The organism is Pseudomonas sp. 21, assembly GCF_000955805.1.
Lineage (GTDB): Bacteria > Pseudomonadota > Gammaproteobacteria > Pseudomonadales > Pseudomonadaceae > Pseudomonas.
This window is the reverse complement of record NZ_JYOA01000011.1, coordinates 51831-74108: the sequence shown is the minus strand read 5'-3', so window position 1 is coordinate 74108 and position 22278 is coordinate 51831. Positions and strand designations below refer to the sequence as shown.

General features: G+C 66.5%; 20 protein-coding genes. 16 read left to right on the top strand and 4 right to left on the bottom strand.

Features of this window, described 5'->3' with window-relative positions:
- Window positions 1–23: 23 nt before the first annotated feature.
- Complete coding sequence (locus UB43_RS25875; protein WP_045217123.1) at window positions 24–2375, bottom strand: ATP-binding protein; 2352 nt, start codon at window positions 2373–2375, stop codon at window positions 24–26.
- A 135-nt stretch (window positions 2376–2510) separates the two neighbouring features.
- On the opposite strand from UB43_RS25875, the gene ada reads away from it, so the two are divergent.
- From ada to UB43_RS25825, 10 genes are all read left to right on the top strand, one after another.
- Window positions 2511–3572: a bifunctional DNA-binding transcriptional regulator/O6-methylguanine-DNA methyltransferase Ada gene (ada, locus tag UB43_RS25870; protein ID WP_045217120.1), complete on the top strand. Its 1062-nt coding sequence runs from the start codon at window positions 2511–2513 to the stop codon at window positions 3570–3572.
- A 70-nt stretch (window positions 3573–3642) separates the two neighbouring features.
- The gene (locus UB43_RS25865; protein ID WP_045217118.1) at window positions 3643–4257 is read left to right on the top strand and encodes a phosphatase PAP2 family protein; all 615 of its coding nucleotides are present in this window, start codon (window positions 3643–3645) and stop codon (window positions 4255–4257) included.
- Between the two features lie 238 nt (window positions 4258–4495).
- Window positions 4496–5404, top strand: coding sequence for a glutamate/aspartate ABC transporter substrate-binding protein (locus UB43_RS25860; RefSeq protein ID WP_045217115.1), 909 nt, complete (start codon window positions 4496–4498; stop codon window positions 5402–5404).
- A gap of 194 nt (window positions 5405–5598) precedes the next feature.
- A complete protein-coding gene (locus UB43_RS25855; protein WP_045217112.1) occupies window positions 5599–6345 on the top strand; it encodes an amino acid ABC transporter permease in 747 nt (248 codons plus the stop codon).
- Window positions 6342–7010, top strand: a complete 669-nt coding sequence (locus UB43_RS25850) for an amino acid ABC transporter permease (protein WP_139093055.1) — start codon at window positions 6342–6344, stop codon at window positions 7008–7010. Before UB43_RS25855 ends, UB43_RS25850 begins: the two co-directional genes overlap by 4 nt.
- The gene (locus UB43_RS25845) at window positions 7007–7741 is read left to right on the top strand and encodes an amino acid ABC transporter ATP-binding protein (protein WP_045217106.1); all 735 of its coding nucleotides are present in this window, start codon (window positions 7007–7009) and stop codon (window positions 7739–7741) included. Before UB43_RS25850 ends, UB43_RS25845 begins: the two co-directional genes overlap by 4 nt.
- Before the next feature lie 83 nt (window positions 7742–7824).
- Complete coding sequence (ggt, locus tag UB43_RS25840; RefSeq protein WP_045217103.1) at window positions 7825–9498, top strand: gamma-glutamyltransferase; 1674 nt, start codon at window positions 7825–7827, stop codon at window positions 9496–9498.
- A 347-nt stretch (window positions 9499–9845) separates the two neighbouring features.
- A complete protein-coding gene (locus tag UB43_RS25835) occupies window positions 9846–11735 on the top strand; it encodes an ATP-binding protein (RefSeq protein ID WP_045217309.1) in 1890 nt (629 codons plus the stop codon).
- Window positions 11732–13066, top strand: a complete 1335-nt coding sequence (locus UB43_RS25830; protein ID WP_045217100.1) for a sigma-54 dependent transcriptional regulator — start codon at window positions 11732–11734, stop codon at window positions 13064–13066. The genes UB43_RS25835 and UB43_RS25830 overlap by 4 nt, the downstream gene beginning before the upstream one ends.
- Before the next feature lie 223 nt (window positions 13067–13289).
- Complete coding sequence (locus tag UB43_RS25825; protein WP_045217097.1) at window positions 13290–13739, top strand: hypothetical protein; 450 nt, start codon at window positions 13290–13292, stop codon at window positions 13737–13739.
- A gap of 69 nt (window positions 13740–13808) precedes the next feature.
- On the opposite strand, the gene UB43_RS25820 is transcribed toward UB43_RS25825, so the two are convergent.
- The gene (locus tag UB43_RS25820; RefSeq protein WP_218187705.1) at window positions 13809–15533 is read right to left on the bottom strand and encodes a hypothetical protein; all 1725 of its coding nucleotides are present in this window, start codon (window positions 15531–15533) and stop codon (window positions 13809–13811) included.
- A gap of 176 nt (window positions 15534–15709) precedes the next feature.
- The gene (locus tag UB43_RS25815) at window positions 15710–16714 is read right to left on the bottom strand and encodes an AraC family transcriptional regulator (RefSeq protein ID WP_256205356.1); all 1005 of its coding nucleotides are present in this window, start codon (window positions 16712–16714) and stop codon (window positions 15710–15712) included.
- A gap of 137 nt (window positions 16715–16851) precedes the next feature.
- Between UB43_RS25815 and UB43_RS25810 the strand changes: the two genes are divergently transcribed.
- From UB43_RS25810 to UB43_RS25800, 3 genes are all read left to right on the top strand, one after another.
- Entirely contained in the window at window positions 16852–17745 is an 894-nt protein-coding gene (locus UB43_RS25810; protein ID WP_045217095.1) for an NmrA family NAD(P)-binding protein, read from the top strand.
- 121 nt (window positions 17746–17866) lie between these two features.
- On the top strand, window positions 17867–18109 hold the full coding sequence (locus UB43_RS25805; RefSeq protein ID WP_045217092.1) for a hypothetical protein: 243 nt from the start codon (window positions 17867–17869) through the stop codon (window positions 18107–18109).
- A gap of 125 nt (window positions 18110–18234) precedes the next feature.
- Window positions 18235–18492, top strand: a complete 258-nt coding sequence (locus tag UB43_RS25800; protein ID WP_045217089.1) for a hypothetical protein — start codon at window positions 18235–18237, stop codon at window positions 18490–18492.
- Here the strand turns inward: UB43_RS25800 and UB43_RS25795 are convergent.
- The gene (locus tag UB43_RS25795; RefSeq protein ID WP_045217087.1) at window positions 18471–19082 is read right to left on the bottom strand and encodes a class I SAM-dependent methyltransferase; all 612 of its coding nucleotides are present in this window, start codon (window positions 19080–19082) and stop codon (window positions 18471–18473) included. The genes UB43_RS25800 and UB43_RS25795 overlap by 22 nt on opposite strands.
- 242 nt (window positions 19083–19324) lie before the next feature.
- On the opposite strand from UB43_RS25795, the gene UB43_RS25790 reads away from it, so the two are divergent.
- From UB43_RS25790 to prpC, 3 genes are all read left to right on the top strand, one after another.
- The gene (locus UB43_RS25790) at window positions 19325–20047 is read left to right on the top strand and encodes a GntR family transcriptional regulator (protein WP_045217085.1); all 723 of its coding nucleotides are present in this window, start codon (window positions 19325–19327) and stop codon (window positions 20045–20047) included.
- On the top strand, window positions 20044–20931 hold the full coding sequence (gene prpB / locus UB43_RS25785) for a methylisocitrate lyase (protein WP_045217084.1): 888 nt from the start codon (window positions 20044–20046) through the stop codon (window positions 20929–20931). Before UB43_RS25790 ends, prpB begins: the two co-directional genes overlap by 4 nt.
- Window positions 20932–21115: 184 nt before the next feature.
- Window positions 21116–22276 carry a 2-methylcitrate synthase gene (gene prpC, locus UB43_RS25780; RefSeq protein ID WP_045217082.1) on the top strand — a complete coding sequence of 387 codons (1161 nt, stop codon included), beginning with the start codon at window positions 21116–21118 and terminating at the stop codon, window positions 22274–22276.
- Window positions 22277–22278: the final 2 nt, after the last annotated feature.

The following is a 22278-nucleotide window of genomic DNA, read 5'->3' as shown; positions in this document are numbered from 1 at the left end:
CCCGCCTTTCCATATCCGCCCGGTCATATACGGATGTCGCGCTCCCTCGCGAGATTCACCAGACTTTCCAGGGCCCGCTCGAACTCGAAGCGCCGCACGCTCGTGGCGATGCCCTCGTAGCCCTCATTGAAGACGCTGCGCAGCAGGCTTGCACGCTCGCCGAGCAACCGCCCGGCGCGCGGATCGTCCGCCGCCAGCAGGTGCGCCAGGCGCCGACAGACCTGTTCCACCTCGGCGTCGTTGCCGCTTTCCAGCAGCGCCGGTGCCGCTGCGGCCGCCGGCAGCACGGGCACCGGCAGCGGTTCGTGGCTGATGTTCTGCAGGCTCAGGCTGACCGAGTCATCCACCCGTCCCATGGGCAGCCGGCACCAGAACAGGCTGCCGCGGTTCGGCTCGCTCTCCACCCCGACGCTGCCGCCCATCGCCTCCGCCAGCTTCTTGCAGATCGCCAGGCCCAGGCCGGAGCCGCCATAACGGCGGGTGATCGAGCTGTCCGCCTGCTGGAAGGATTCGAACAGGCGCTCCTGCTGCGGCTCGGTGATGCCGATGCCGGTGTCGCGGAAGGCGAAGTACAGCTGCAGGCTGTCTTCGTCCTCGTCTTCCAGGCGGACGATCAGCACCACCTCGCCCTGCTCGGTGAACTTCAGCGCGTTGTTGCCGTAGTTCATCAGGATCTGTCGCAGGCGCAGCGAATCCCCCACCACCTGGGCGGGCACCCTTGGGTCGATCTCGCAGCGCACCGCCAGGCCCTTGCTCGCCGCGCGGATGTTGAACAGGTCGAACAGCTCGCCGAGCAGGCGCTCCAGGTCGAAGCCGATGTGCTCGAACTCCAGCTTTCCGGCTTCCACGCGGGACAGGTCGAGGATGTCGCTGATCAGCTCCAGCAGGTACTGGCCCGAGCCCTGGATCTTGCCCAGGTAGTCCACCTGCTGCGGGTCCAGGGTGGTTTCCTGGAGCAGGTGCGCCAGGCCGATGATGATGTTCAGCGGCGTGCGGATCTCATGGCTCATGTTGGCCAGGAAGTCGCTCTTGAGTTGCGCGGCCTCTTCCGCGAGGTCGCGGGCCTCGGCCAGCGCCAGCTCGGTGGACTTGCGCGCGGTGACGTCACGGCTGACGCCCACCAGACCGAGCAACCGCCCCTGGTCGTCGTGGAAGGCGCTGCGCAGGGTATCGAAGAGCACCCGCCGACCATCGGGATAGACCACCCAACCTTCGCTGGCGAAGGGCTCGCTCTCGGTCAGCGCCTGGCGGTCGCGTTCCTGGCGTCCGGTGCCGGCGGCACGGCTGAACATCTGCTGGTCGCTGCGCCCGACTATGTCCTCCGGCGCGCGCCCCAGGCAGTCGGCGAACGCCTGGTTGACTCCCAGGTAGCGGCCCTGGGTGTCCTTGAACCAGATCGGATCGGGGATCGAGTTGATCAGTGCCAGCAGCGTGCTGCGCTGGCGCCGTTCCTCCGCTTCGGCGCGGGCGCGCTCGGCCACCTGGATCGACAGCCGGCGGTTCCACACCAGCACGAAGGTCAGCAGGGCGAGGAAACCCACCACCCACGGCCAGGCGATCTGCAGCAGGTTCATCCAGTCGAAGACATCCAGCGACGGCAACCAGCGCGCCTGGATCGCCTCCTGCTCGTTGCGGGTAATGTTGCCCAGCGCGCGGTCCAGCAGCGGCACCAGAGGCTCCAGCGCCTTGCGCGTAGCAAAGCGTACCTGGCTGTTGCCCAGCCCGCTGTCGCCGCGCACCTCCATGTTGGACAGGCTGAGCTGCTCGATCAGAAAAGTGGTGGTGATGAGGTTGCCGACATAGGCATCGGCGCGCCCGGTGGAGACCGCCTTGAGCGCGCTGGGGGAATCCTCCACCAGCACGAAGTCGATCCCCGGCACCGCCTTGGTCAGCAATTCATGGACGGCATAGCCCTGCTCCACGGCCACGCGGCGACCGGACAGGTCGTCCAGCGTGCGGATGGTGCTGTCGCGCCGGGCGAAGATCAGGCTGCTGGTGGTGACGTAGGGCTGGGTGAAACTCAGGAAATGCTGGCGTTCCTCGGTGGCCGCCATGGACGGCAGCAGGTCCACCTCGCCGGCCTTCACCGCGGCCAGCACCTCTTCCCAGGTGTTGTACAGCACCGGCTGGACCTTCATGCCCAGGCGCTCGGAGATCAACTGCAGGTAGTCGGCGCTGATGCCGTGGAACTGGTCGAACTCGTCGATCACCTCGAACGGCGGCCAGCCGGCACGGAACAGGCCGACACGGATCGGCTCGTGGGCTGAGATGAAGGCTCGCTCCTGCTCGCTCAGCGCCAGGCTCGCGGCACGGGTCTGGGCACTCAGCGCGAGGAGCAGCAGAAGGCAGCACAGGCAGAATCGGCGCAAGGGCATGGGATCTTCTTCAGGGAATACCCAGCAAGCGTAGCCCCTGCCGCCGCGCTTCGAGTTTGAAAACGCGATGCGGATTGCTGCACTTCGTGTCGGGACGGACAATCGCCCCAACAGCCATTGCCCCGGAGAGCGGCCATGACGACTACCCGACTTGACCCCGAGCGCTGCTGGCAGGCGGTCTGCGAGCGCGATGAGCGCTACGAGGGGCGCTTCGTCTTCAGCGTGCGCTCCACCGGCGTCTACTGCCGGCCGAACTGCCCGGCCCGCCGGCCATCGCGGGAGAACGTGGCCTTCCACGCCGCGCCCGAAGCGGCCGAGGCCGCCGGCTTCCGCCCGTGCAAACGCTGCTCGCCGCGCGGCCCGAGCCCGCGCCAGCAGCTCGACGCGCTGGTTGCCGCGGCCTGCGAGCTGCTCGACAAGGCCGAGAAGCCCCTGACCCTGGACGAACTGGCCAGCCGCATCGGCCTCTCCGCCTCGCACCTGGCCCGCGCCTTCAAGGCCCGCACCGGCCTCACGCCCAGAGCCTGGGCGGAATCCCGCCGCGAGCAGCGCCTGGCCGCGGCCCTGCCGCAAGCTCGCTCGGTGCTCGATGCCGCATTGGAGGCCGGCTACTCCGGCACCCGTGCCCTGTACGAAAGCGCCACGCCGCTGAGCCCCGGGCAACGCCGGCAGAAAGGCGCCGGCGAGCACCTGCGCTACGCCATCGCGCCCTGCCCGCTCGGGCTGGTGCTGCTGGCAGCCACCGACAAGGGCGTCTGCGCCCTGCTCTTCGCCGACGATGCCGGCGAACTGGAACGCCAGTTGGCCGAGCGCTTCACCGCCGCCGAACGCCGCCGCGACGACGCCGGCCTGGGCGACTGGCTGCGCGAGGTGATCACCCAGCTGAAAGAACCCGAACAGGCCGCGCACCTGCCGCTGGACCTGCACGGCAGCGCCTTCCAGCTGCGCGTCTGGCGTGCCCTCACGCGCATTCCCAGCGGCGAGACGCGGCGCTACGGCGAGCTGGCGGAGGAACTGGGCACGCACCCGCGCGCCATTGCCCGCGCCTGCGCCAGCAACAACGTCGGCCTGCTGGTGCCCTGCCACCGCGTGGTCGGCGGTAGCGGCGAAGGCGGCTATCGCTGGGGGCTGCCGCGCAAGCGCGAACTGCTGCGCCGCGAGGAACGTGCCGCCGGTCAGTCCAACGAGCGGGAATGAACCCGGTCACGCACGGCGCGCAGGGGCGCCGTGCTATGGTTCCAGCCTTTCCCTGCACCGTCCCAACACCATGGATTTCTGGCCCCTGATCACCCGCCTGGGCGACAGCTCCCTGCTGGCGCCTGTCGCCGTGTTCGTCTTCTGCTGGCTGGCATATCGCCGAGAGCCCGCGAAGGCCGGGCTGTGGCTGCTGCTGTTCGGATTCTCGACCGCGCTGGTGGTGGGTTCGAAGCTGGCGTTCATGGGCTGGGGAATCGGAATTCCGAACCTCAACTTCACCGGCATCTCCGGGCACAGCATGCTCGCCGGTGCCGTGCTGCCGACGCTGGCCGCCCAGCTCTTCACCTCGCGCCGCGCCGGCCTCGCCGCTGCCGCACTGGCGGCGGTGGTTGCCGTGCTGGTGGGACTGTCCCGGCTGGCGATCCACGTGCATTCGCCGGCCGAGGTCTACGCAGGGCTGGCGCTGGGCCTGGGCACCAGCGCAGCCTTCCTCGCCGCCACCCGTGCGCAGTTGCCGGCCTTCCATCCGGCCGCCCTGCTGCTGGTCGTCGCGCTGGCTCTCGGGCAGACGGCCACTGGTGTGCGCGCTCCGACGCACCAATTGCTCGAGCGCATCGCCGCGCACCTGGCCGATCGTGACCAGCCGTTCCAGCGCGGCCAATGGGGCGGCCAGCCGGACGTCTGACCCTGTCTGTCGTTCGGTTTTCCGAACGAGGAATCCGGGAAAATCCGGATATCCGAATGACGGGGGACTTTTCGAGCACCGCCGCTCGAAAAATAATTGTTTAAATTCAAATAGTTAAATAAAAAAGACAGCCTTGGCACGGAGCCTGCTCTGCTCCACCTCGAACATGCGACCGGCCTGGAGTGAGCCTCGTCGGCGCAGGACTGAATAACAAACACAACCAGTCGAGGTAGTCTCCATGCGTTTCGCACCCCGTGCGTTGGGCGTCGCCATTGTCGCGGCCCTGCTCGCCACTCCCGTCGTCGCCGAAGAACTCACCGGTACCCTGAAGAAGATCAAGGACTCCGGCACCATCGTTCTCGGCCACCGTGACGCCTCCATCCCCTTCTCCTACCTCGGCAGCGACCCGCGTCAGCCGGAAGGTTATTCCCACGACCTGCAGATCAAGGTCGTCGAAGCCCTGAAGAAAGAGCTGAACGTTCCTGACCTGAAGGTCCGCTACAACCTGGTGACCTCCCAGACCCGTATCCCGCTGGTGCAGAACGGCACCGTGGACATCGAGTGCGGCTCCACCACCAACAACCTCGAGCGCCAGAAGCAGGTCGACTTCTCCGTCGGCATCTTCGAGGTCGGCACCCGCCTGCTGACCAAGACCAGCTCCGGCATCAACGACTTCCCGGACCTCAAGGGCAAGAACGTGGTGACCACCGCCGGCACCACTTCCGAGCGCCTGCTCAAGCAGATGAACGCCGACCAGAAGATGGGCATGAACATCATCTCGGCCAAGGACCACGGCGAGTCCTTCCTGATGCTCGAATCCGGCCGTGCCGTGGCCTTCATGATGGACGACGCGCTGCTCTACGGTGAAATGGCCAAGGCCAAGAAGCCCGACGACTGGCACGTGGTCGGCAAGCCGCAGTCCTACGAGATCTACGCGTGCATGGTTCGCAAGGGCGACGCGCCGTTCAAGAAGGTGGTCGACAAGGCCATCTCCGACACCTTCGCCTCGGGTGAGGTCAACAAGATCTACGACAAGTGGTTCATGCAGCCCATCCCGCCGAAGAACCTGAACCTCAACTTCCCGATGAGTGATGAGCTCAAGAAGCTGATCGCCAATCCGACCGACAAGTCTGCCGAGCAGATGTAACGGTCGCGCGCGGCTGCGCCCACAAGGCGTAGCCACGCGGGGGATCGGGAGCGCAAGCCATGCGCTCCCGGCCCAACTTCCAATCTGACGATGCCGGAACACCCGCTACCCGCGGGTGGCGGGCGGCCTTGCGCCCGCATCCGGCCCCGTACCGTACCAAGCCACCGTGCAAAGCAATCGAGGGGAAACCCGTCATGGATTACAACTGGGACTGGGGCGTGTTCTTCAAGTCCACCGGGATCGGCGACGAACGCTACCTGGACTGGTACATCACCGGCCTGGGCTGGACCATCGCCGTGTCGCTCGCGGCCTGGGTCATCGCCCTGGCGCTCGGCTCGCTGCTGGGCGTGATGCGCACCCTGCCCAACCGCTGGTTGTCGGGCATCGCCACCGCCTACGTGGAGCTGTTCCGCAACGTGCCGCTACTGGTGCAGCTGTTCCTCTGGTACTTCCTGGTGCCGGACTACCTGCCGCAGCCGATCCAGGACTGGTTCAAGCTGGGCATCGCCCCGGAAACCTCGGCCTTCATCAGCGTCGTCGTGTGCCTGGGCCTGTTCACCGCCGCGCGGGTCTGCGAGCAGGTGCGCACCGGCATCCAGGCGCTGCCCAAGGGTCAGCTCGCCGCCGCCAGCGCCGTGGGCTTCCGCCTGCCGGCGGTGTACCGCTACGTGCTGCTGCCGCAGGCCTTCCGGATCATCATTCCGCCGCTGACCTCGGAATTCCTCAACGTCTTCAAGAACTCCTCGGTGGCCTCGCTGATCGGCCTCATGGAACTGCTGGCGCAGACCAAGCAGACCGCCGAGTTCAGCGCCAACCTGTTCGAGGCCTTCACCCTCGCCACCGCGATCTACTTCACCCTGAACATGAGCCTGATGCTGATCATGCGCATGGTCGAGAAGAAAGTCGCTGTGCCGGGCCTGATCTCCGTGGGAGGTAAATGATGGACTTCAGCCAGATCGTCCCCGCCCTCCCCGGCCTGTGGGAAGGCATGATCACCACCCTGCAGCTGATGGCGCTGGGTGTGCTGGGCGGCGTGGTGCTGGGCACCATCCTGGCGCTGATGCGCCTGTCCAGCAGCAAGCTGCTGTCGAACATCGCCGGCTTCTACGTGAACTACTTCCGCTCGATCCCGCTGCTGCTGGTGATCACCTGGTTCTACTTCGCGGTGCCCTTCATCCTGCGCTGGATCACCGGCCAGGACACCCCCGTGGGCGCGTTCACCTCGTGCCTGGTGGCCTTCATGATGTTCGAGGCGGCCTACTACTGCGAGATCGTCCGCGCCGGCATCCAGGCCATCCCGAAGGGCCAGATCGGCGCGTCGTATGCGCTGGGCATGACCTACGGCCAGTCCATGCGCCTGATCATCCTGCCCCAGGCGTTCCGCAAGATGACCCCGCTGCTGCTGCAGCAGAGCATCATCCTGTTCCAGGACACCTCGCTGGTGTACTCGGTGGGCCTGATGGACTTCCTCAACGCCGCCCGCTCCCGTGGCGACATCATCGGCCAGCCCCATGAATTCCTGATCTTCGCCGGTCTCGTCTACTTCGTCATCAGCTTCGCCGCGTCCCTCTGCGTGAAGCGCCTGCAGAAAAGGTTAACCGTATGATCTCCATCGATAACGTCAGCAAGTGGTACGGCGACTTCCAGGTTCTCACCGACTGCAACACCCAGGTCGCCAAGGGTGAAGTGGTGGTGGTCTGCGGGCCGTCCGGCTCGGGCAAGTCGACCCTGATCAAGTGCGTCAACGCGCTGGAGCCCTTCCAGAAGGGCGACATCACCGTCGACGGCACCTCCATCGCCAACCCCAAGACCGACCTGCCCAAGCTGCGCTCGCGGGTCGGCATGGTGTTCCAGCACTTCGAGCTGTTCCCGCACCTGACCATCACCGAAAACCTCACCATCGCCCAGCGCAAGGTGCTGGGGCGGAGCAAGGAAGAGGCGATGGACAAGGGCATGAAGCTGCTCGACCGCGTCGGCCTCAAGGCCCATGCGCACAAGCACCCCGGCCAGCTCTCCGGCGGCCAGCAGCAGCGCGTGGCGATCGCCCGCGCGCTGGCCATGGACCCGATCGTCATGCTGTTCGACGAACCCACCTCGGCGCTCGACCCGGAGATGGTCAACGAGGTGCTCGACGTGATGGTCCAGCTCGCCCACGAAGGCATGACCATGATGTGCGTGACCCACGAGATGGGCTTCGCGCGCAAGGTCGCCGACCGGGTGATCTTCATGGACCGCGGGCAGATCGTCGAGGACTGCCCGAAGGAGGAATTCTTCGGCGACCTGCAGAACCGCGCCGAGCGCACCCAGCAGTTCCTCGCCAAGATCCTGCCGCACTGATCCCGCTGTTGTTCCACCCGAGTGCCCGGGTTCGCCGGGGCACTCAACCTCACCGCAAGCACAAGAATAAATAAGGAAGTTCCATGCGCGTGTTCCACTTCAGCAAGCTGCCCCTGGGCGTCGCGATCCTCGCGGCGAGTTCTTCGGTGTTCGCCGTCACCCTCGACGGCGGCGCGGTCGCCTCCCCCGACCAGTACGGTGCGAAAGTCGCCGCCGAGATCCTCAAGAAGGGCGGCAACGCCGTCGACGCCGCGGTCGCCACCGCCTTCACCCTCGCGGTCACCTACCCCGAGGCCGGCAACATCGGCGGCGGCGGTTTCATGACCCTGTACGTCGACGGCAAGCCGTACTTCCTCGACTACCGCGAGATCGCGCCGAAGGCCGCGACCAAGACCATGTACCTGAACGAGAAAGGCGAGGTGATCGAGAACCTCAGCCTGGTCGGCGCCAAGGCCGCCGGCGTGCCGGGTACGGTGATGGGCCTGTGGGAGGCGCACAAGCGCTTCGGCAAGCTGAAGTGGAGCGAGCTGCTGACCCCGGCCATTGGCTACGCACAGAGCGGCTTCAAGGTCGCCGACCAGCAGTACCAGTACCGCCAGGACGCCATCGCGCTGTTCAACGGCAAGACCAACTTCGGCGACTACTTCGGCACCATGAAGCCGGGCGAAGTGTTCAAGCAGCCGGAACTGGCCAAGACCCTGGAACGCATCGCAGGCAACGGCCCGGACGATTTCTACAAGGGCGAGACCGCCAAGCTGCTCATCGCGCAGATGAAGCAGGATGGCGGCCTGATCACCGCCGACGACCTCGTCGACTACAAGGCCCAGTGGCGCGAGCCGATGCGCATCGACTGGCAGGGCAATACCCTCTACACCGCGCCGCTGCCCAGCTCCGGCGGCATCGCCCTGGCCCAGCTGATCGGCATCAAGGAACAGCGCGCCGCCGACTTCAAGGGCGTGGAACTGAACTCCGCCAAGTACATCCACCTGCTCTCGGAGATCGAGAAGCGCGTGTTCGCCGACCGTGCCGACTACCTGGGCGACCCGCAGTTCTCCAAGGTGCCGGTGGCCCAGCTGACCGACCCGAAATACATCGCCAAGCGCGCCGGGGAAGTGAATCCGGACGCCATCTCGGCCACCGAGAAAGTCCGCCCGGGCCTGGAACCGCACCAGACCACGCACTTCTCCATCGTCGACAAGGACGGCAACGCCGTCAGCAACACCTACACCCTCAACTGGGACTTCGGCAGCGGCGTGGTGGTCAAGGGCGCCGGCTTCCTGCTCAACGACGAGATGGACGACTTCAGCTCCAAGCCGGGCGTGGCCAACGCCTTCGGCGTAGTGGGCAGCGACGCCAACGCCATCGAGCCGGGCAAGCGCATGCTCTCCTCCATGAGCCCGAGCATCGTCACCCGCGACGGTCATGTCAGCCTGGTGCTCGGCACGCCCGGCGGTTCGCGGATCTTCACTTCGATCTTCCAGGTGCTGAACAACGTCTACGACTTCCACCTGCCCCTGGAGAAGGCCGTGGCCGCGCAGCGTGTGCATCACCAACTGCTGCCGAAAGACACTATCTATTACGACGCGTACGCACCGCTCACCGGCAAGGTCGCCGACGAGCTCAAGGCCATGGGCTACACCCTGGAAGACCAGGGCTGGAACATGGGTGACATCCAGGCCATCCGTGTGAACGGCAACGCCCTGGAAACCGCCTCCGATCCGCGCGGCCGCGGCGTCGGGCTGGTGGTCAAGCAGTAGGGTCTGTTGGTGCTTCGTCGCGGCCGCGACGGAGCGAATTTTGCGCAGGGCAAGGCGCGAGGAAGAAGCATGGTTATTACATCCGAACGACTGATTGAACGCCGCTGCGCAAAATCCGCTCCGTCCCTTCGGGTTGCGCGGCAAATCACGCCAGGCGTCGTTGCGGGACTAGGCAAGGGAATGGCCATTGCCGGCGTCCCGCGTCTAGCCTGGCGTGATTTGGCGCAGCAACGCGGCTCGCGCCGAAACACCAACAAACCCTAAGCCCGCGAGCGCGCACCGTGTGGTACCCGAGCCAGTCCATCGCCGCCCCCCGGCGTTGGGCTGGCTCGGCCCCGGCGACTGTGCTGCAATGCGCTTCCAGCCCATTGCCGCCGCCGCTCACCGTGAAGCCACGCCTCGTGCGCAACTACCTGTTGCCCTTCCTGCTGCTCCTGCTCACCCTGGGCTTCGGCTACGGCGGCTACCTGATCAGCGAAGGCGCCGGCACCCGCAGCCTGATCGAATCCGGCGAGCGCCAGTTGGAGCTGCACGCCCGCGGCGTGGAAAGCGAGATCAGCCGCTACACCTACCTGCCCAGCCTGCTGGAACTCGAAGGCAGCGTCAGCCGCCTGCTGGTAGACCCGACGCCGCTGCACCGCGACCGCGTCAACCATTACCTGGAAGGCCTCAACCGCCGCGCCGGCAGCCGCGCCGTCTACCTGCTGGACACCTCCGGCCGCGTGCTGGCCACCAGCAACTGGCAGGACGCCGACAGCTACCTGGGGGAAGACCTGTCCTTCCGCGCCTATTTCCAGGAAGCGGTGAATGGCCGCCCCGGCCGCTTCTACGGCATCGGCAGCACCACCGGCGAGCCCGGTTACTACCTCGCCCACGGCCTGGTGCATGGCGGCAGGATCGTCGGCGTGGCGGTGGTCAAGGTGCGCATGGAATCCCTCGAGGAGCGCTGGGAGAAGGCGCGCCTGCAAGCCTTCGTCAGCGACGAGAACGGCATCATCATCCTCTCCAGCGACCCCGCCCTGCGCCTGAAGGCCGTGCGTCCGCTCAGCGACCAGGACAAGGAACGCCTCGCCCGCAGCCTGCAGTACTACTGGTGGGCGCTCAACGAATGGCAGCCGCTGTCGCGCCAGCCACTGGGCGACGGCGTCGAGGAAATCAGCTTCCCGCCCGGCGAGCACGCCGACAGCCACAAGCCGCTCAGCTACCTGATGCAGACGCGCCAGCTCAGCGACACGCCGTGGAACTTCACCCTGCTCACCCCGCTGGCCGACCTGCGCCGCGAAGCGCTGATGCACGGCGTGCTGGCCGCCGTCGGCTTCGCCCTGTTCGCCTTCCTGCTGATCGCCTGGAACGAGCGGCGCAAGGTCATCGCCACCCGCCTCGCCGCCCGTGAGGCACTGGAGCAGGCCAACAACGCCCTGGAGCGCCGCATCGCCGAGCGCACCGCCGACCTGCGCGCCAGCAACCAGCACCTGCGCGAACAGATCCGCGAACGCCGGCAGGCCGAGGACACCCTGCGCAAGGCCCAGGACCGCCTGGTGCAGGCCGGCAAGCTGGCGGTGATCGGGCAGATGTCCACCAGCATCGCCCACGAACTCAACCAGCCGCTGGCGGCACTGCGCACCCTGTCGAGCAACAGCGTGCGCTTCCTTGAGCGCGGCAAGCTCGACGTCGCCAGCAGCAACCTCGAAGCCATCGCCGAGATGGTCGACCGCATGGGCCGCATCACCGCCAGCCTGCGCGCCTTCGCCCGGCGCGCCGACGACCACGGCCAGGCGACCTTGAGCAAGGCGGTGGACGCCGCCGTGATGGTGCTGCAGGGGCGGCTTTCCGAAGTGCCGGTGATCCTGCACCGCGACTACCCCGATGCGCACCTGGCCATCGACCAGACGCGCCTGGAACAGATCCTGGTCAATCTGATCGCCAACGCCCTGGACGCCATGGGCCCGCAAGCCGACCGCCAGCTCTGGCTGGAAGGCCGCAGCGAAGGCGACGGCCACTACCGCCTGGTGGTGCGCGACAACGGACCCGGCATTCCGCCGGATGCCCGCGTGCACCTGTTCGAGCCCTTCTTCACCACCAAGCCCGGCGAACTCGGCCTGGGCCTGGGCCTGACCCTTTCCGCCAGCCTCGCCACCGCCGCCGGCGGTTCCCTGGGCGTGGCCTACCCGGAAACCGGCGGCACCGCGTTCGAGCTGCACCTGCCGCTGCTGCCCGCCCTGGAGACACCCGCATGAGCGATCCATCCCTGCGCGTCCTGATCGTCGAGGACGACCCGCACGTACGGCTCGGCTGCCAGCAGGCGCTGGCCCTGGAGGACATCGAGACCGACAGCGTGGGCAGCGCCGAGGAAGCGCTGAAGAAAGTCGGCGCCGACTTCCCCGGCATCGTCGTCAGCGACATCCGCATGCCCGGCATGGACGGCCTGCAATTGCTGGAAAAGCTCAAGGAACGCGACCCCAGCCTGCCGGTGGTGCTGATCACCGGCCATGGCGACATCGCCATGGCGGTCAAGGCCATGCGCGACGGCGCCTATGACTTCATGGAGAAGCCCTTCTCCCCGGAGAAGCTGGTCGACACCGCACGCCGCGCCCTGGCCCAGCGCGCGCTGACCCGCGAAGTCAGCCAGCTGCGCCGCCAGCTCGCCGGCAAGCAGGCCCTGGAAAGCCGGCTGATCGGCCGCTCGCCGGCCATGCAGGCGCTGCGCGAGCTGATCGCCAACGTCGCCGACACCTCCGCCAACGTGCTCATCGAAGGCGAGACCGGCACCGGCAAGGAACTGGTCGCGCGCTGCCTGCACGACTCCAGCCGGCGCCAGCCCAAGCCCTTCGTCGCGCTCAACTGCGGCGGCCTGCCGGAAAGCCTGATCGACAGCGAAATCTTCGGCCATGAGGCCCACGCCTTCACCGGCGCCGGCAAGCGCCGGATCGGCAAGATCGAGCACGCCGACGGCGGCAGCCTGTTCCTCGACGAGATCGAGAGCATGCCGCTGAACCTGCAGATCAAGCTGCTGCGCGTGCTGCAGGAACAGCAGCTGGAACGCCTGGGCTCCAATGAACTGATCCGCGTGGACTGCCGGATAATCGCCGCGACCAAATCCGACCTCGCCGTCATGGGCCGCGAAGGCGCCTTCCGCAGCGACCTCTACTACCGCCTCAACGTCATCACCCTGAACCTGCCGCCGCTGCGCGAACGCCGCGAAGACATCCTGATGCTCTTCGAGCACTTCCTGCAGCAGTCCTCGCTGCGCTTCGACCGCCCGGCGCCCGCCATCGACAACGCCACCGCCGCCACCCTGATGGCCCACGACTGGCCGGGCAACGTACGCGAACTGCGCAACGTCGCCGAACGCTTCGCCCTCGGCCTGCCGGTGCTGGCCGGCGGCAACCTCGGCCCGGACGCCGGCGAGCCGCGCTTCGCCGAAGCCGTGGAAGCCTTCGAGAAGAGCCTGCTGTCCACCGCCCTGGAACGCCACGCCGGCAACCTCAGCCAGGCCGCCCACGCCCTGGGCATGGCCAAGACCACGCTGTTCGACAAGGTGAAGAAGTACGGCCTGAAGGGCGAGTGAGCCACGCCCGCGAACCTGCAGGCTAGCTCCGTGATGCCCCGTCGCGTAGGAGCGGACTCTGTCCGCGATGGTGTCCAGCGCGATTCGGACCAATCGCGGACGGAGTCCGCTCCTACATTCCCGCTGGGGCCGGAATCACCTGCAAGGGCCGCTCCCATTGATCTGCGCCGTCCGGTCCCGGACACTACCCACCTTTGAACCGGCCGCACGAGCGGGAGCCACCATGTCCACCCAAGCCGAAACCCTCTGGAACCAGCTCTGCGCCGACGCCGGCGTCGACCCGCAGCAGCGCATGGCCGCACGCCAGGCCGTCCTCGCGGACAGCAGCGCGCTGGACGCCACCGTCTACCGCCCGGACGACAACGACCCGGACGCCGAAGAACTGGACATGGGCGACGCCAAGGTCCTGTTCCTCGGGCCCTTCGAAGCTCCCGTCGAATGGGACGCCGCCGAGCGCGAAGACTTCTTCGACGACGCCGACCCGGCGCTGTTCTTCAGCGTCCGCATCGAATGCGAAGCCCAGCCGGGCACCTCCGCGTTCTTCGTCCCTGAGGTGGGCGACTACCTGGCGGTGATGGACGGCGGCAAGATCCAGATGTACTTCCTCCACGACTGGCGCGAAGACGAAGACGGCTGCACCTGCGTGCTGATCCGCGACGATATCCAGCTCTGACGCCCCGCCCGACCAATGAAAAAAGCCCGTTCAACCGAACGGGCTTTTTTGTCGGCGCGCGGAGCGCCTTCAGCGGTTGGCCGACAACTGGTCCTGCTTCATCTTGCTGGTGTCCAGGTGCAGCAGGCCGAACGCGGTGCCATAGAAGATGTTGCCGTTGGTATCGACCTTGATCGGCGCGTACATGCCGTTGTAGATCGGGTCGCTGCCCTCGCGGATGGTCAGCACGGTCTTGCCGGTGTCCAGGTCCATGCCGATGTGATAGCGGTCATTCCAGGCCTTGCTGAAATAGCCGTCGATCAGCGCCATGTGGCCTTCGCCGGAAATCATCGGCACCACGGAAATCGACGATACGTCGTTGCGGCCCCACAGCTGCTTCCACTCATGGGTCTGGCTGTTCCAGCGGAAGCTCGCTGCGCCCAGTGGCCCCGGACGCGTCGCGCCGAGCAGGGTGCTGACGTAGTAGGGGCTCGGGTCGAGGGTCTTCTCGTCGGCGCTGCGGATGTTGTTCACCACGAAGGCGTAATCGCCGTACACGGCCACCGACTGCTCCGACTGCACCGTATCGGTACCGGGGATCTCCACCTTGCGCTGATCGGCGATGCGCGGGCTGGCGGTGCCCGGCTTCTGCTTCCAGCCGGCGGGAATCTGGTCGCGCCAGAAGGCGACCATGCTCATGTTCTTCGCGCCGTCGGTGATCACCACCAGCTTGTCTTCATCGGGCCCGAAGCCCATCAGCGTCGGCGTGGCACCGGTGCCGTCGGCGATCTTCGGTGCCGGCATGCGGATGCCGCGCTCATAGCCTGCCTTCCAGGCCCCGTGGGCTTCGTCGTCGTGGATCTTGCCGTCGCTGTCCACCACCAGGCGATACATGGTGGTGTTCGAGGCGACGTAGATCGCCCCGCCGTTGGCTTCCGGGCCAGTCGCGAAGCTGTTGAGGAACAGCTCGTCATTGCCGGCCACTGCGTAGGTGTCGATCACCTCCAGCGTGTCGCGATTCAGCGTGATGATCTTGCCGCCCAGCGTGTTGACCACGATGAAGCCGTTGTAGCTCATGCTCATGCCGAACAGCATGTCACCGGGGAAGCGGGTTCCGCGCTTGACCTTCTCGTTGTCGAACAGGTTTGCGGGAATCGCGCTGGCCTTACCCAGCTTCATCGCCGAGTCGGCCCGTTTGGGATCGACCTGATCGATGCGGAATACCTGGCGGGCATTGCAGCCGACGAAAGCATCTTCACGGGTCAGCAACGCGTAGACCGAACCATTGAGTGCCTGGTCCGAGGCCGCGCTGAGCATGCGGTTCGGCTGCGTCTTCATGTAGTCGAGCAGGCCCTTCTCGTCCTTCGCATCGAGGAACTTCTGCACCGCCCGGGACTGATCGACGCGCTGCTGGGCAGTCACGGGCGTGTAGTTGGGCAGCTTGACCGGAATATCGGCACGCGCCAGCTCGGTGAGCTTGCCGCCCTCCAGGCTGACCTTGCGCAACGCAAAGCCCGACCACCAGAAATACACCGGCTTGCCGTCCACTGTATCGGAGAAAATCGGCAGGCCCACGCCTTCGCCGGGCAGGAACTGCACCGAATCGGGCGTGACGTCGTAGGCACCACGGGCCACCGGGAAGCCGACGCTGTCGGTGGCGCCATCGTTCCAGTGCGTCTGGTTGTTATAGGACTGGGCGAGGTACGGATTCTGCGCAGGCCACGCCGGTTCGGCGGCGTGGGCCAGGCCGCCGCACAGGGCGAGCGCAATGGAGAACGGAAGCAGACGAAGGGAAGGCATGCAACGACGGGACATCGACGGACTCCTGCGAATGAGCGGCGCCATGGATCACTTCGGAAGGGCGAGCGCCGACGGACCGAATCACCGTACGGGTGCTGCAAACGGGTAGTGACCACCCGAATCAGGGAGCAGAGCGGAAAACGACACGTCCGGTCGCGCGGAGACATTCGTCCGTCAGACGGCTGCCTTCATCAGGCTCGCGAAGCAGCACGCCTCACGCTGCCGGGAGCAATCCCGATGCAGCGCTTGAACGCCCGGCTGAAGGCCGCCTCGGACTGGTAACCGAGGCGCTCGGCCAGTTCCGCCACTGCGATCTCGCGCTCCTGCAGCCAGCCCAGCGCCACGTGCATGCGCCAGCGGGTGACGTACTGCATGGGCGGCACGCCGACCCGCTCGGCGAAGCGCGCGGCAAAGGCCGAGCGCGACATGGCCGCCGCCTCCGCCAGCGCCGGCAGGCTCCAGTCCCGCGCCGGCTCGCGATGGATCAGGCTCAGTGCGCGGCCCAATTGGCGATCCTGCAGGGCGCCGAGCCAGCCCGACTGGGCAGCGGGGTCCTGCTCGATCCAGGCGCGGATGGCCTGGATCACCAGGATGTCGGCCAGGCGGGTGATCACCGTCTCACCGCCGGGGCGCATGGCCCTTGCCTCGTTCTCCATCAACTGCAGGGTGCTCATCAGCCAGTCGCGCTGGCCGGGGTCACGCACCCGTGCTTCCAGCACGCGCGGCAGCAGGCGCACCAGCTGCAACGCGGCGGGATGGTCGAAGCGCACCGCGCCGCAGATCATCGCCGTCGGCTCGCCACCGCCGCCCTGGCGCAGCACCTCATAACGGTCGCTGGCGTAGGCGCGCGGCAGGTCGAACAGCCCCGCCGCCGTCTCGCCCGGCGAACTCACCAGCCGGTGCCCTTCGCCATGGGGTACCAGCACCAGGTCGCCCGGCGCCAGCCGGCGTGGCGAGTCGCCCGCGGCCTCCAGCCAGCATTCGCCAACGGTGAGCACGTGGAACATCAGGCACTGCGGCATGGCCGGCAGGTCCAGCCCCCAGGGTGCGGTGAACTCCGAGCGGCAGTAGAAGGTGCCGCTCATGCGCAGGAAATGCAGGGCCTCGCCCAGCGGATCGGTAGAGGCCCAGGCATCGGTCAGGTCGGGAACGGAAGCGGTGTTCATGCCTTCGAGACTGGCCTTGCGGAACGGCATCGTCCAGCACTTTTGGACGAATGAGCATAAAGCGACGACTTCCTGGCATTAACCGTCCAACACCTCAGCTGCAGACTGAACCCAGGCCAACGAACCCACGGCGGGCGCCGCGGGACGGCCAAAGCGAGGACACTGCCATGATCACCGTAATGGGAGCCACCGGCCGCACCGGTTCGAGAATCTGCCAGACCCTGCTGGATGCCGGCGTGCCGGTACTTGCCCTCGGCCGCAACGCCGAACGCCTGGAAGCGCTGGCCAAAGCCGGCGCGCGGATCGCCGTGGGCGAGCCGGACGACGCCAGCTTCCTGAGCGACGCGTTCCGAGGCGCCGACGCGGTCTACACCCTGCTCGCCTACGGGCCCGACACCGAGGACTACCGCCAGCAGCAGGCCGCCCAAGGGGAAGCGATTCTCCAGGCCATTCGCGCCAGCGCTGTGCGCCGGGTGGTATTCCTCAGCAGCGTGGGCGCCGAGGTGGCCTCCGGCACCGGGCCGATCATCAGCATGCACGACCAGGAGCAGCGCCTGCGCCAGCTCCCCCCGGAAGTGAACGTGCTGATGCTGCGCTCCGGCGCGCTGTTCGAGAACCTCTACGGCGCGCTGGAGATCGTCCGCGCCTACGACTGCTACAGCGATGCGGTGGCGCCGGATGTGCCGGTGCCGATGGTCGCTACGCAAGATGTCGCCGATGCCGCCGGCCAAGCCCTGCTGGACCGTAATTGGCGGGGCGTGCTGACCCGCGAAGTACTCGGCCAGCGCGATATCAGCTATGCCGAGGCGACGCGCCTGCTCGGCAAGGCCATTGGCCGGCCCGCATTGCCCTACGTTCAGGTGTCGTCGGAAGAACTGGAGGGCGCCCTGCAGGAGGCCGGCTATTCCGCCAGCGTCGCCGCCTGCTACGCGGAACTGGGGGAGGCGATCAGCAGCGGCCGCGTACGCGCGCAGGAAGTCCGCTCGCCACGCAATACCACGGCGACGCCGTTCGAGGACTTCGCCGAGGACTGGGCCAAAGCCTATCGGGCCTTGTCGTAAAGCAAGGCCTTCAGTCAGAACTAAACAATTTCCTACAAATTTCTCAGAGGCCTCTGATGAATTCGGCGTTGGTCCGCTGTCTAGAGTATTCGCCCATTTCCATTCAGCCGGACCAACCGCCATGAGCCACGCTCCCGACAGTCTCTGGGTCGATGTGGAGACCTGGTCTCCCTACCGCCCACAACGCATCCTCCACGGCCGCATCAGCCTCGCCGACTTCCAGGCCCTGCGCGCCGGCCATGCCCCAGCCGAAGTACGCCTGGGGAACTGCCAGAGCCGCCACTGCCCCACCGGCCCGGTACAGGACCTGTTCCTCAGCGGCACGCACATCCTCAATGTCACCCCGACCGAGCGGGTGGCCTGAAGGACGAGGGCTGGAAACTCAGGGGGGATAGTCCCACAGCCCATTCAGAGGAACCTGACAGAGACCGCGTGGGACGGACGTTAAGGTTTGCCACCTTTTCCCACCTTCAGCGGAGCAGCGTGGCAATGAACGAACATCTCAAGGTCGAAGTCGTGGTTCGCGCGCACAACCGCGAGTCTTCGGTCCTCCAGGGCTGGATCAGCCAGGGCGACTACAGCGCGCTGTGCGCCGGCGATGCGCCTTTCGTGGTGCGCATGAATGACTGCCAGTCGGACATGGGCCTGCTCGAACGCCCTGAAGACATCTACGTGCGCAGCGCCTACATCCTCAGCATCGAACTGCTCGACCGCCTGCCCACGCGTCAGTCGGCCATGCCACGGTAGACGTAGGTCATTGGCCGCGGGCCCGGCAGGTAGTCCTGGATCAGTTCGCGCAGGTGGAAGCCGCCGGATTCGATCAGTGCCGGCATGTCGCGGTCCAGGTGGCAGCCGCCGGCCAGCGGCCTCCAGACCGGCGTCAGGCGGTGCTGCCAGGCGCGCACGCCCGCATCCGGCGCCAGGCCATGCTCGCAGAAGAGGAACTCGCCACCGGGCTTTAGCACCCGGCGCATTTCCTTCAGCGCCGCCACCGCATCGGGGATGCTGCACAGGGTGAAAGTGCAGACGATGCTGTCGAAGCTGCCGGCGTCGGCACGGATCTGCCCCAGTTCCAGCGCCACCATTTCCACCGGAATGCCGATGGCCTCGGCACGGCTGCGGGCGAGCTTCTGCATTTGCGCCGCCGGGTCGACGCCGACGATTGTCGACACTTTCGCCGGATCGTAGAAGGACAGGTTCAGGCCGGTGCCCATGCCGATCTCCAATACCCGGCCGCGGGCACGGGGCACCAGCAGCGAGCGCTGCTTCATCACATCGCCCATGCCACAGGCGAAGTCGATCAGGCGGGGCAGCACATAGCGATCATAGAGTTGCATGGGCGATTCTTCCGTCGTTTCCCCGATCCTAGCGGGCCTGCAGCGCGCCGGCACAGCGGCCGACGAGGGGATATCCGCCATTCTCGCGCACCATTCTCCCGTGCACCGGCCCCAGCGAGCCGCCCGGCTCGGCATAACCAACGGTCCCCATTAGACGATTGTCGACAATTCATCAGATCTCGATTGACCAGACGGCTCTACGGGGGTAGCTTTCGCCGCACATCAAGAAGATTGTCGACACCATGAGCGATAACCTGATTCTGCCCACCCCTGCCAGCGACGACGGCGAGACCCTGTCGGAACACGTGTTCCGCAAGATCCAGTCGGCCATCGTCAAGGGCGACATCGCCCCCGGCAGCAAGATTTCCGAGCCGGAGCTGGCGCGCACCTATGGCATCAGCCGGGGCCCGCTGCGCGAAGCGATCCACCGCCTGGAAGGCCAGAAGCTGCTGGTGCGCGTGCCGCACGTCGGCGCCCGCGTGGTCTCGCTCAGCCACGAGGAGCTGCTGGAACTCTACGAGATCCGCGAATCCCTCGAAGGCATGGCCTGCCGCCTGGCCGCCGAACGCATGACGCCGGCCGAGATCGACGAACTGCGCCGGGTGCTCGACACCCACGAGCGCGACGAGGCCTTCCAGGCCGGCCGTGGCTACTACCAGCAGGAAGGCGACTACGACTTCCACTACCGGATCATCCAGGGCAGCGGCAACCGCACCCTCACCCGCATGCTCTGCGGCGAGCTGTACCAGCTGGTGCGCATGTACCGCCTGCAGTTCTCGGCGACGCCCAACCGGCCGCGCCAGGCCTTCGCCGAACACCACCGGATTCTCGATGCCATCGCCGATCGTGACGGCGAACTGGCCGAGTTGCTGATGCGCCGTCACATCGGCGCCTCGAAACGCAATATGGAGCGCCACTACCTGGACGCCCAAGCCAAGACCGCCAACGAACGAGGTGAACAATGAGCTACAAGACCGCCGGCCAACGTTTCCGCGAAGCCCTTGCCGAAGAAAAGCCGCTGCAGGTGATCGGCGCGATCAACGCCAACCACGCGCTGCTGGCCAAGCGCGCCGGCTTCAAGGCCATCTACCTCTCCGGTGGCGGCGTGGCGGCGGGTTCCCTCGGCCTGCCGGACCTGGGCATCAACACCCTGGATGACGTGCTCACCGACGTGCGCCGCATCACCGACGTCTGCGACCTGCCGCTGCTGGTCGACATCGACACCGGCTTCGGCCCCAGCGCCTTCAACATCGAGCGCACCGTGAAGAGCCTGATCAAGGCCGGCGCTGCCGCTGCCCACATCGAGGACCAGGTCGGCGCCAAGCGTTGCGGCCACCGTCCGGGCAAGGAGATCGTCTCCGTCGATGAAATGGCCGACCGCGTGAAAGCCGCCGCCGATGCCAAGACCGACCCGAACTTCTTCCTCATCGCCCGCACCGACGCCATCCAGGCCGAAGGCGTGGACGCCGCCATCGAGCGTTGCCTGCGCTACGTCGAGGCCGGCGCCGATGCGATCTTCGCCGAAGCCGCCTACGACCTGCCGACCTACAAGCGCTTCGTCGATGCGCTGAACGTGCCGATCCTGGCCAACATCACCGAGTTCGGCGCCACCCCGCTGTTCACCCGCGACGAGCTGGCCTCGGTCGGCGTGGCCATCCAGCTCTACCCGCTGTCCGCCTTCCGCGCCGCCAACAAGGCCGCCGAAGCCGTGTACACCGCGATCCGCGAGGAAGGCCACCAGCAGAACGTGATCGAGCTGATGCAGACCCGCGCCGAGCTGTACGACCGCATCGGCTACCACGCCTTCGAGCAGAAGCTCGACGCGCTGTTCGCTGCCGGCAAGAAGTGATTTCCCGATCGTTCGGGCCCGGCCTGAACGAATCGTAGGGTGCATAACGCCCCAGGCGTTATCCACCCTTGGCTATGACGGCGGATAACGCTTCGCGTTATCCGCCAAACCAGATTCGAACCGACCGCACGGCCCATGCCGGCGGAACAAGAACAAGCAACCGGATTTGATGAGGAGACACGCGATGAGCGCTACCGCAGAAACCACCACCGCCTTCAAACCCAAGAAGTCCGTGGCCCTGAGTGGCACCGCCGCTGGCAACACCGCCCTGTGCACCGTCGGCCGCACCGGCAACGACCTGCACTACCGTGGCTATGACGTACTGGATTTCGCCAACCGTTGCGAATTCGAGGAAATCGCCCACCTGCTGGTCCACGGCAAGCTGCCCAACGTCGCCGAACTGGCCGGCTACAAGGCCAAGCTGAAAGCCCTGCGCGGCCTGCCCGCCGGCGTGAAAGCCGCCCTGGAAACCCTGCCGCCCTCGGCGCACCCGATGGACGTGATGCGCACCGCCGTGTCCGTGCTCGGCTGCCTGTCGCCGGAGAAGGACGACCACAACCATCCGGGCGCCCGCGACATTGCCGACAAGCTGATGGCTTCCCTGGGCTCTGCGCTGCTCTACTGGTACCACTTCAGCCACAACGGCAAGCGCATCGACGTCGAGACCGACGACGACTCCATCGGCGGCCACTTCCTGCACCTGCTGCACGGGCAGAAGCCGCGCGAGTCCTGGGTGCGCGCCATGCACACCTCGCTGAACCTGTATGCCGAGCACGAATTCAACGCCTCGACCTTCACCTCCCGCGTGATCGCCGGCACCGGCTCGGACATGTTCTCCTGCATCGCCGGCGCCATCGGCGCGCTGCGCGGCCCGAAACACGGCGGCGCCAACGAAGTGGCCTTCGAGATCCAGAAGCGCTACGACAACCCGGACGAAGCCGAGGCGGACATCCGTGCCCGCGTCGAGCGCAAGGAAGTGGTGATCGGCTTCGGCCACCCGGTCTACACCGTGTCCGACCCGCGCAACAAGGTGATCAAGGAAGTCGCCCACCAGCTGTCGAACGAGCAGTCCAACACCAAGATGTACGACATCGCCGAGCGCCTGGAGACCATCATGTGGGACATCAAGAAGATGTTCCCCAACCTCGATTGGTTCAGCGCCGTGAGCTACCACATGATGGGCGTGCCCACCGCGATGTTCACCCCGCTGTTCGTCATCGCCCGTACCGCTGGCTGGTCCGCCCACGTCATCGAGCAACGCATCGACGGCAAGATCATCCGCCCGAGCGCCAACTACACAGGCCCTGAAGACCTGAAGTTCGTGCCGCTCAAGGACCGTAAATAACC

Excerpts from the sequence above, each read along its gene's own strand:
- UB43_RS25875 (WP_045217123.1), bottom strand. The coding sequence starts at position 2,375 with ATGCCCTTGCGCCGATTCTGCCTGTGCTGCCTTCTGCTGCTCCTCGCG.
- ada (WP_045217120.1), top strand. The coding sequence starts at position 2,511 with ATGACGACTACCCGACTTGACCCCGAGCGCTGCTGGCAGGCGGTCTGC.
- UB43_RS25865 (WP_045217118.1), top strand. The coding sequence starts at position 3,643 with ATGGATTTCTGGCCCCTGATCACCCGCCTGGGCGACAGCTCCCTGCTG.
- UB43_RS25860 (WP_045217115.1), top strand. The coding sequence starts at position 4,496 with ATGCGTTTCGCACCCCGTGCGTTGGGCGTCGCCATTGTCGCGGCCCTG.
- UB43_RS25855 (WP_045217112.1), top strand. The coding sequence starts at position 5,599 with ATGGATTACAACTGGGACTGGGGCGTGTTCTTCAAGTCCACCGGGATC.
- UB43_RS25850 (WP_139093055.1), top strand. The coding sequence starts at position 6,342 with ATGATGGACTTCAGCCAGATCGTCCCCGCCCTCCCCGGCCTGTGGGAA.
- UB43_RS25845 (WP_045217106.1), top strand. The coding sequence starts at position 7,007 with ATGATCTCCATCGATAACGTCAGCAAGTGGTACGGCGACTTCCAGGTT.
- ggt (WP_045217103.1), top strand. The coding sequence starts at position 7,825 with ATGCGCGTGTTCCACTTCAGCAAGCTGCCCCTGGGCGTCGCGATCCTC.
- UB43_RS25830 (WP_045217100.1), top strand. The coding sequence starts at position 11,732 with ATGAGCGATCCATCCCTGCGCGTCCTGATCGTCGAGGACGACCCGCAC.
- UB43_RS25825 (WP_045217097.1), top strand. The coding sequence starts at position 13,290 with ATGTCCACCCAAGCCGAAACCCTCTGGAACCAGCTCTGCGCCGACGCC.
- UB43_RS25820 (WP_218187705.1), bottom strand. The coding sequence starts at position 15,533 with ATGTCCCGTCGTTGCATGCCTTCCCTTCGTCTGCTTCCGTTCTCCATT.
- UB43_RS25815 (WP_256205356.1), bottom strand. The coding sequence starts at position 16,714 with ATGCCGTTCCGCAAGGCCAGTCTCGAAGGCATGAACACCGCTTCCGTT.
- UB43_RS25810 (WP_045217095.1), top strand. The coding sequence starts at position 16,852 with ATGATCACCGTAATGGGAGCCACCGGCCGCACCGGTTCGAGAATCTGC.
- UB43_RS25805 (WP_045217092.1), top strand. The coding sequence starts at position 17,867 with ATGAGCCACGCTCCCGACAGTCTCTGGGTCGATGTGGAGACCTGGTCT.
- UB43_RS25800 (WP_045217089.1), top strand. The coding sequence starts at position 18,235 with ATGAACGAACATCTCAAGGTCGAAGTCGTGGTTCGCGCGCACAACCGC.
- UB43_RS25795 (WP_045217087.1), bottom strand. The coding sequence starts at position 19,082 with ATGCAACTCTATGATCGCTATGTGCTGCCCCGCCTGATCGACTTCGCC.
- UB43_RS25790 (WP_045217085.1), top strand. The coding sequence starts at position 19,325 with ATGAGCGATAACCTGATTCTGCCCACCCCTGCCAGCGACGACGGCGAG.
- prpB (WP_045217084.1), top strand. The coding sequence starts at position 20,044 with ATGAGCTACAAGACCGCCGGCCAACGTTTCCGCGAAGCCCTTGCCGAA.
- prpC (WP_045217082.1), top strand. The coding sequence starts at position 21,116 with ATGAGCGCTACCGCAGAAACCACCACCGCCTTCAAACCCAAGAAGTCC.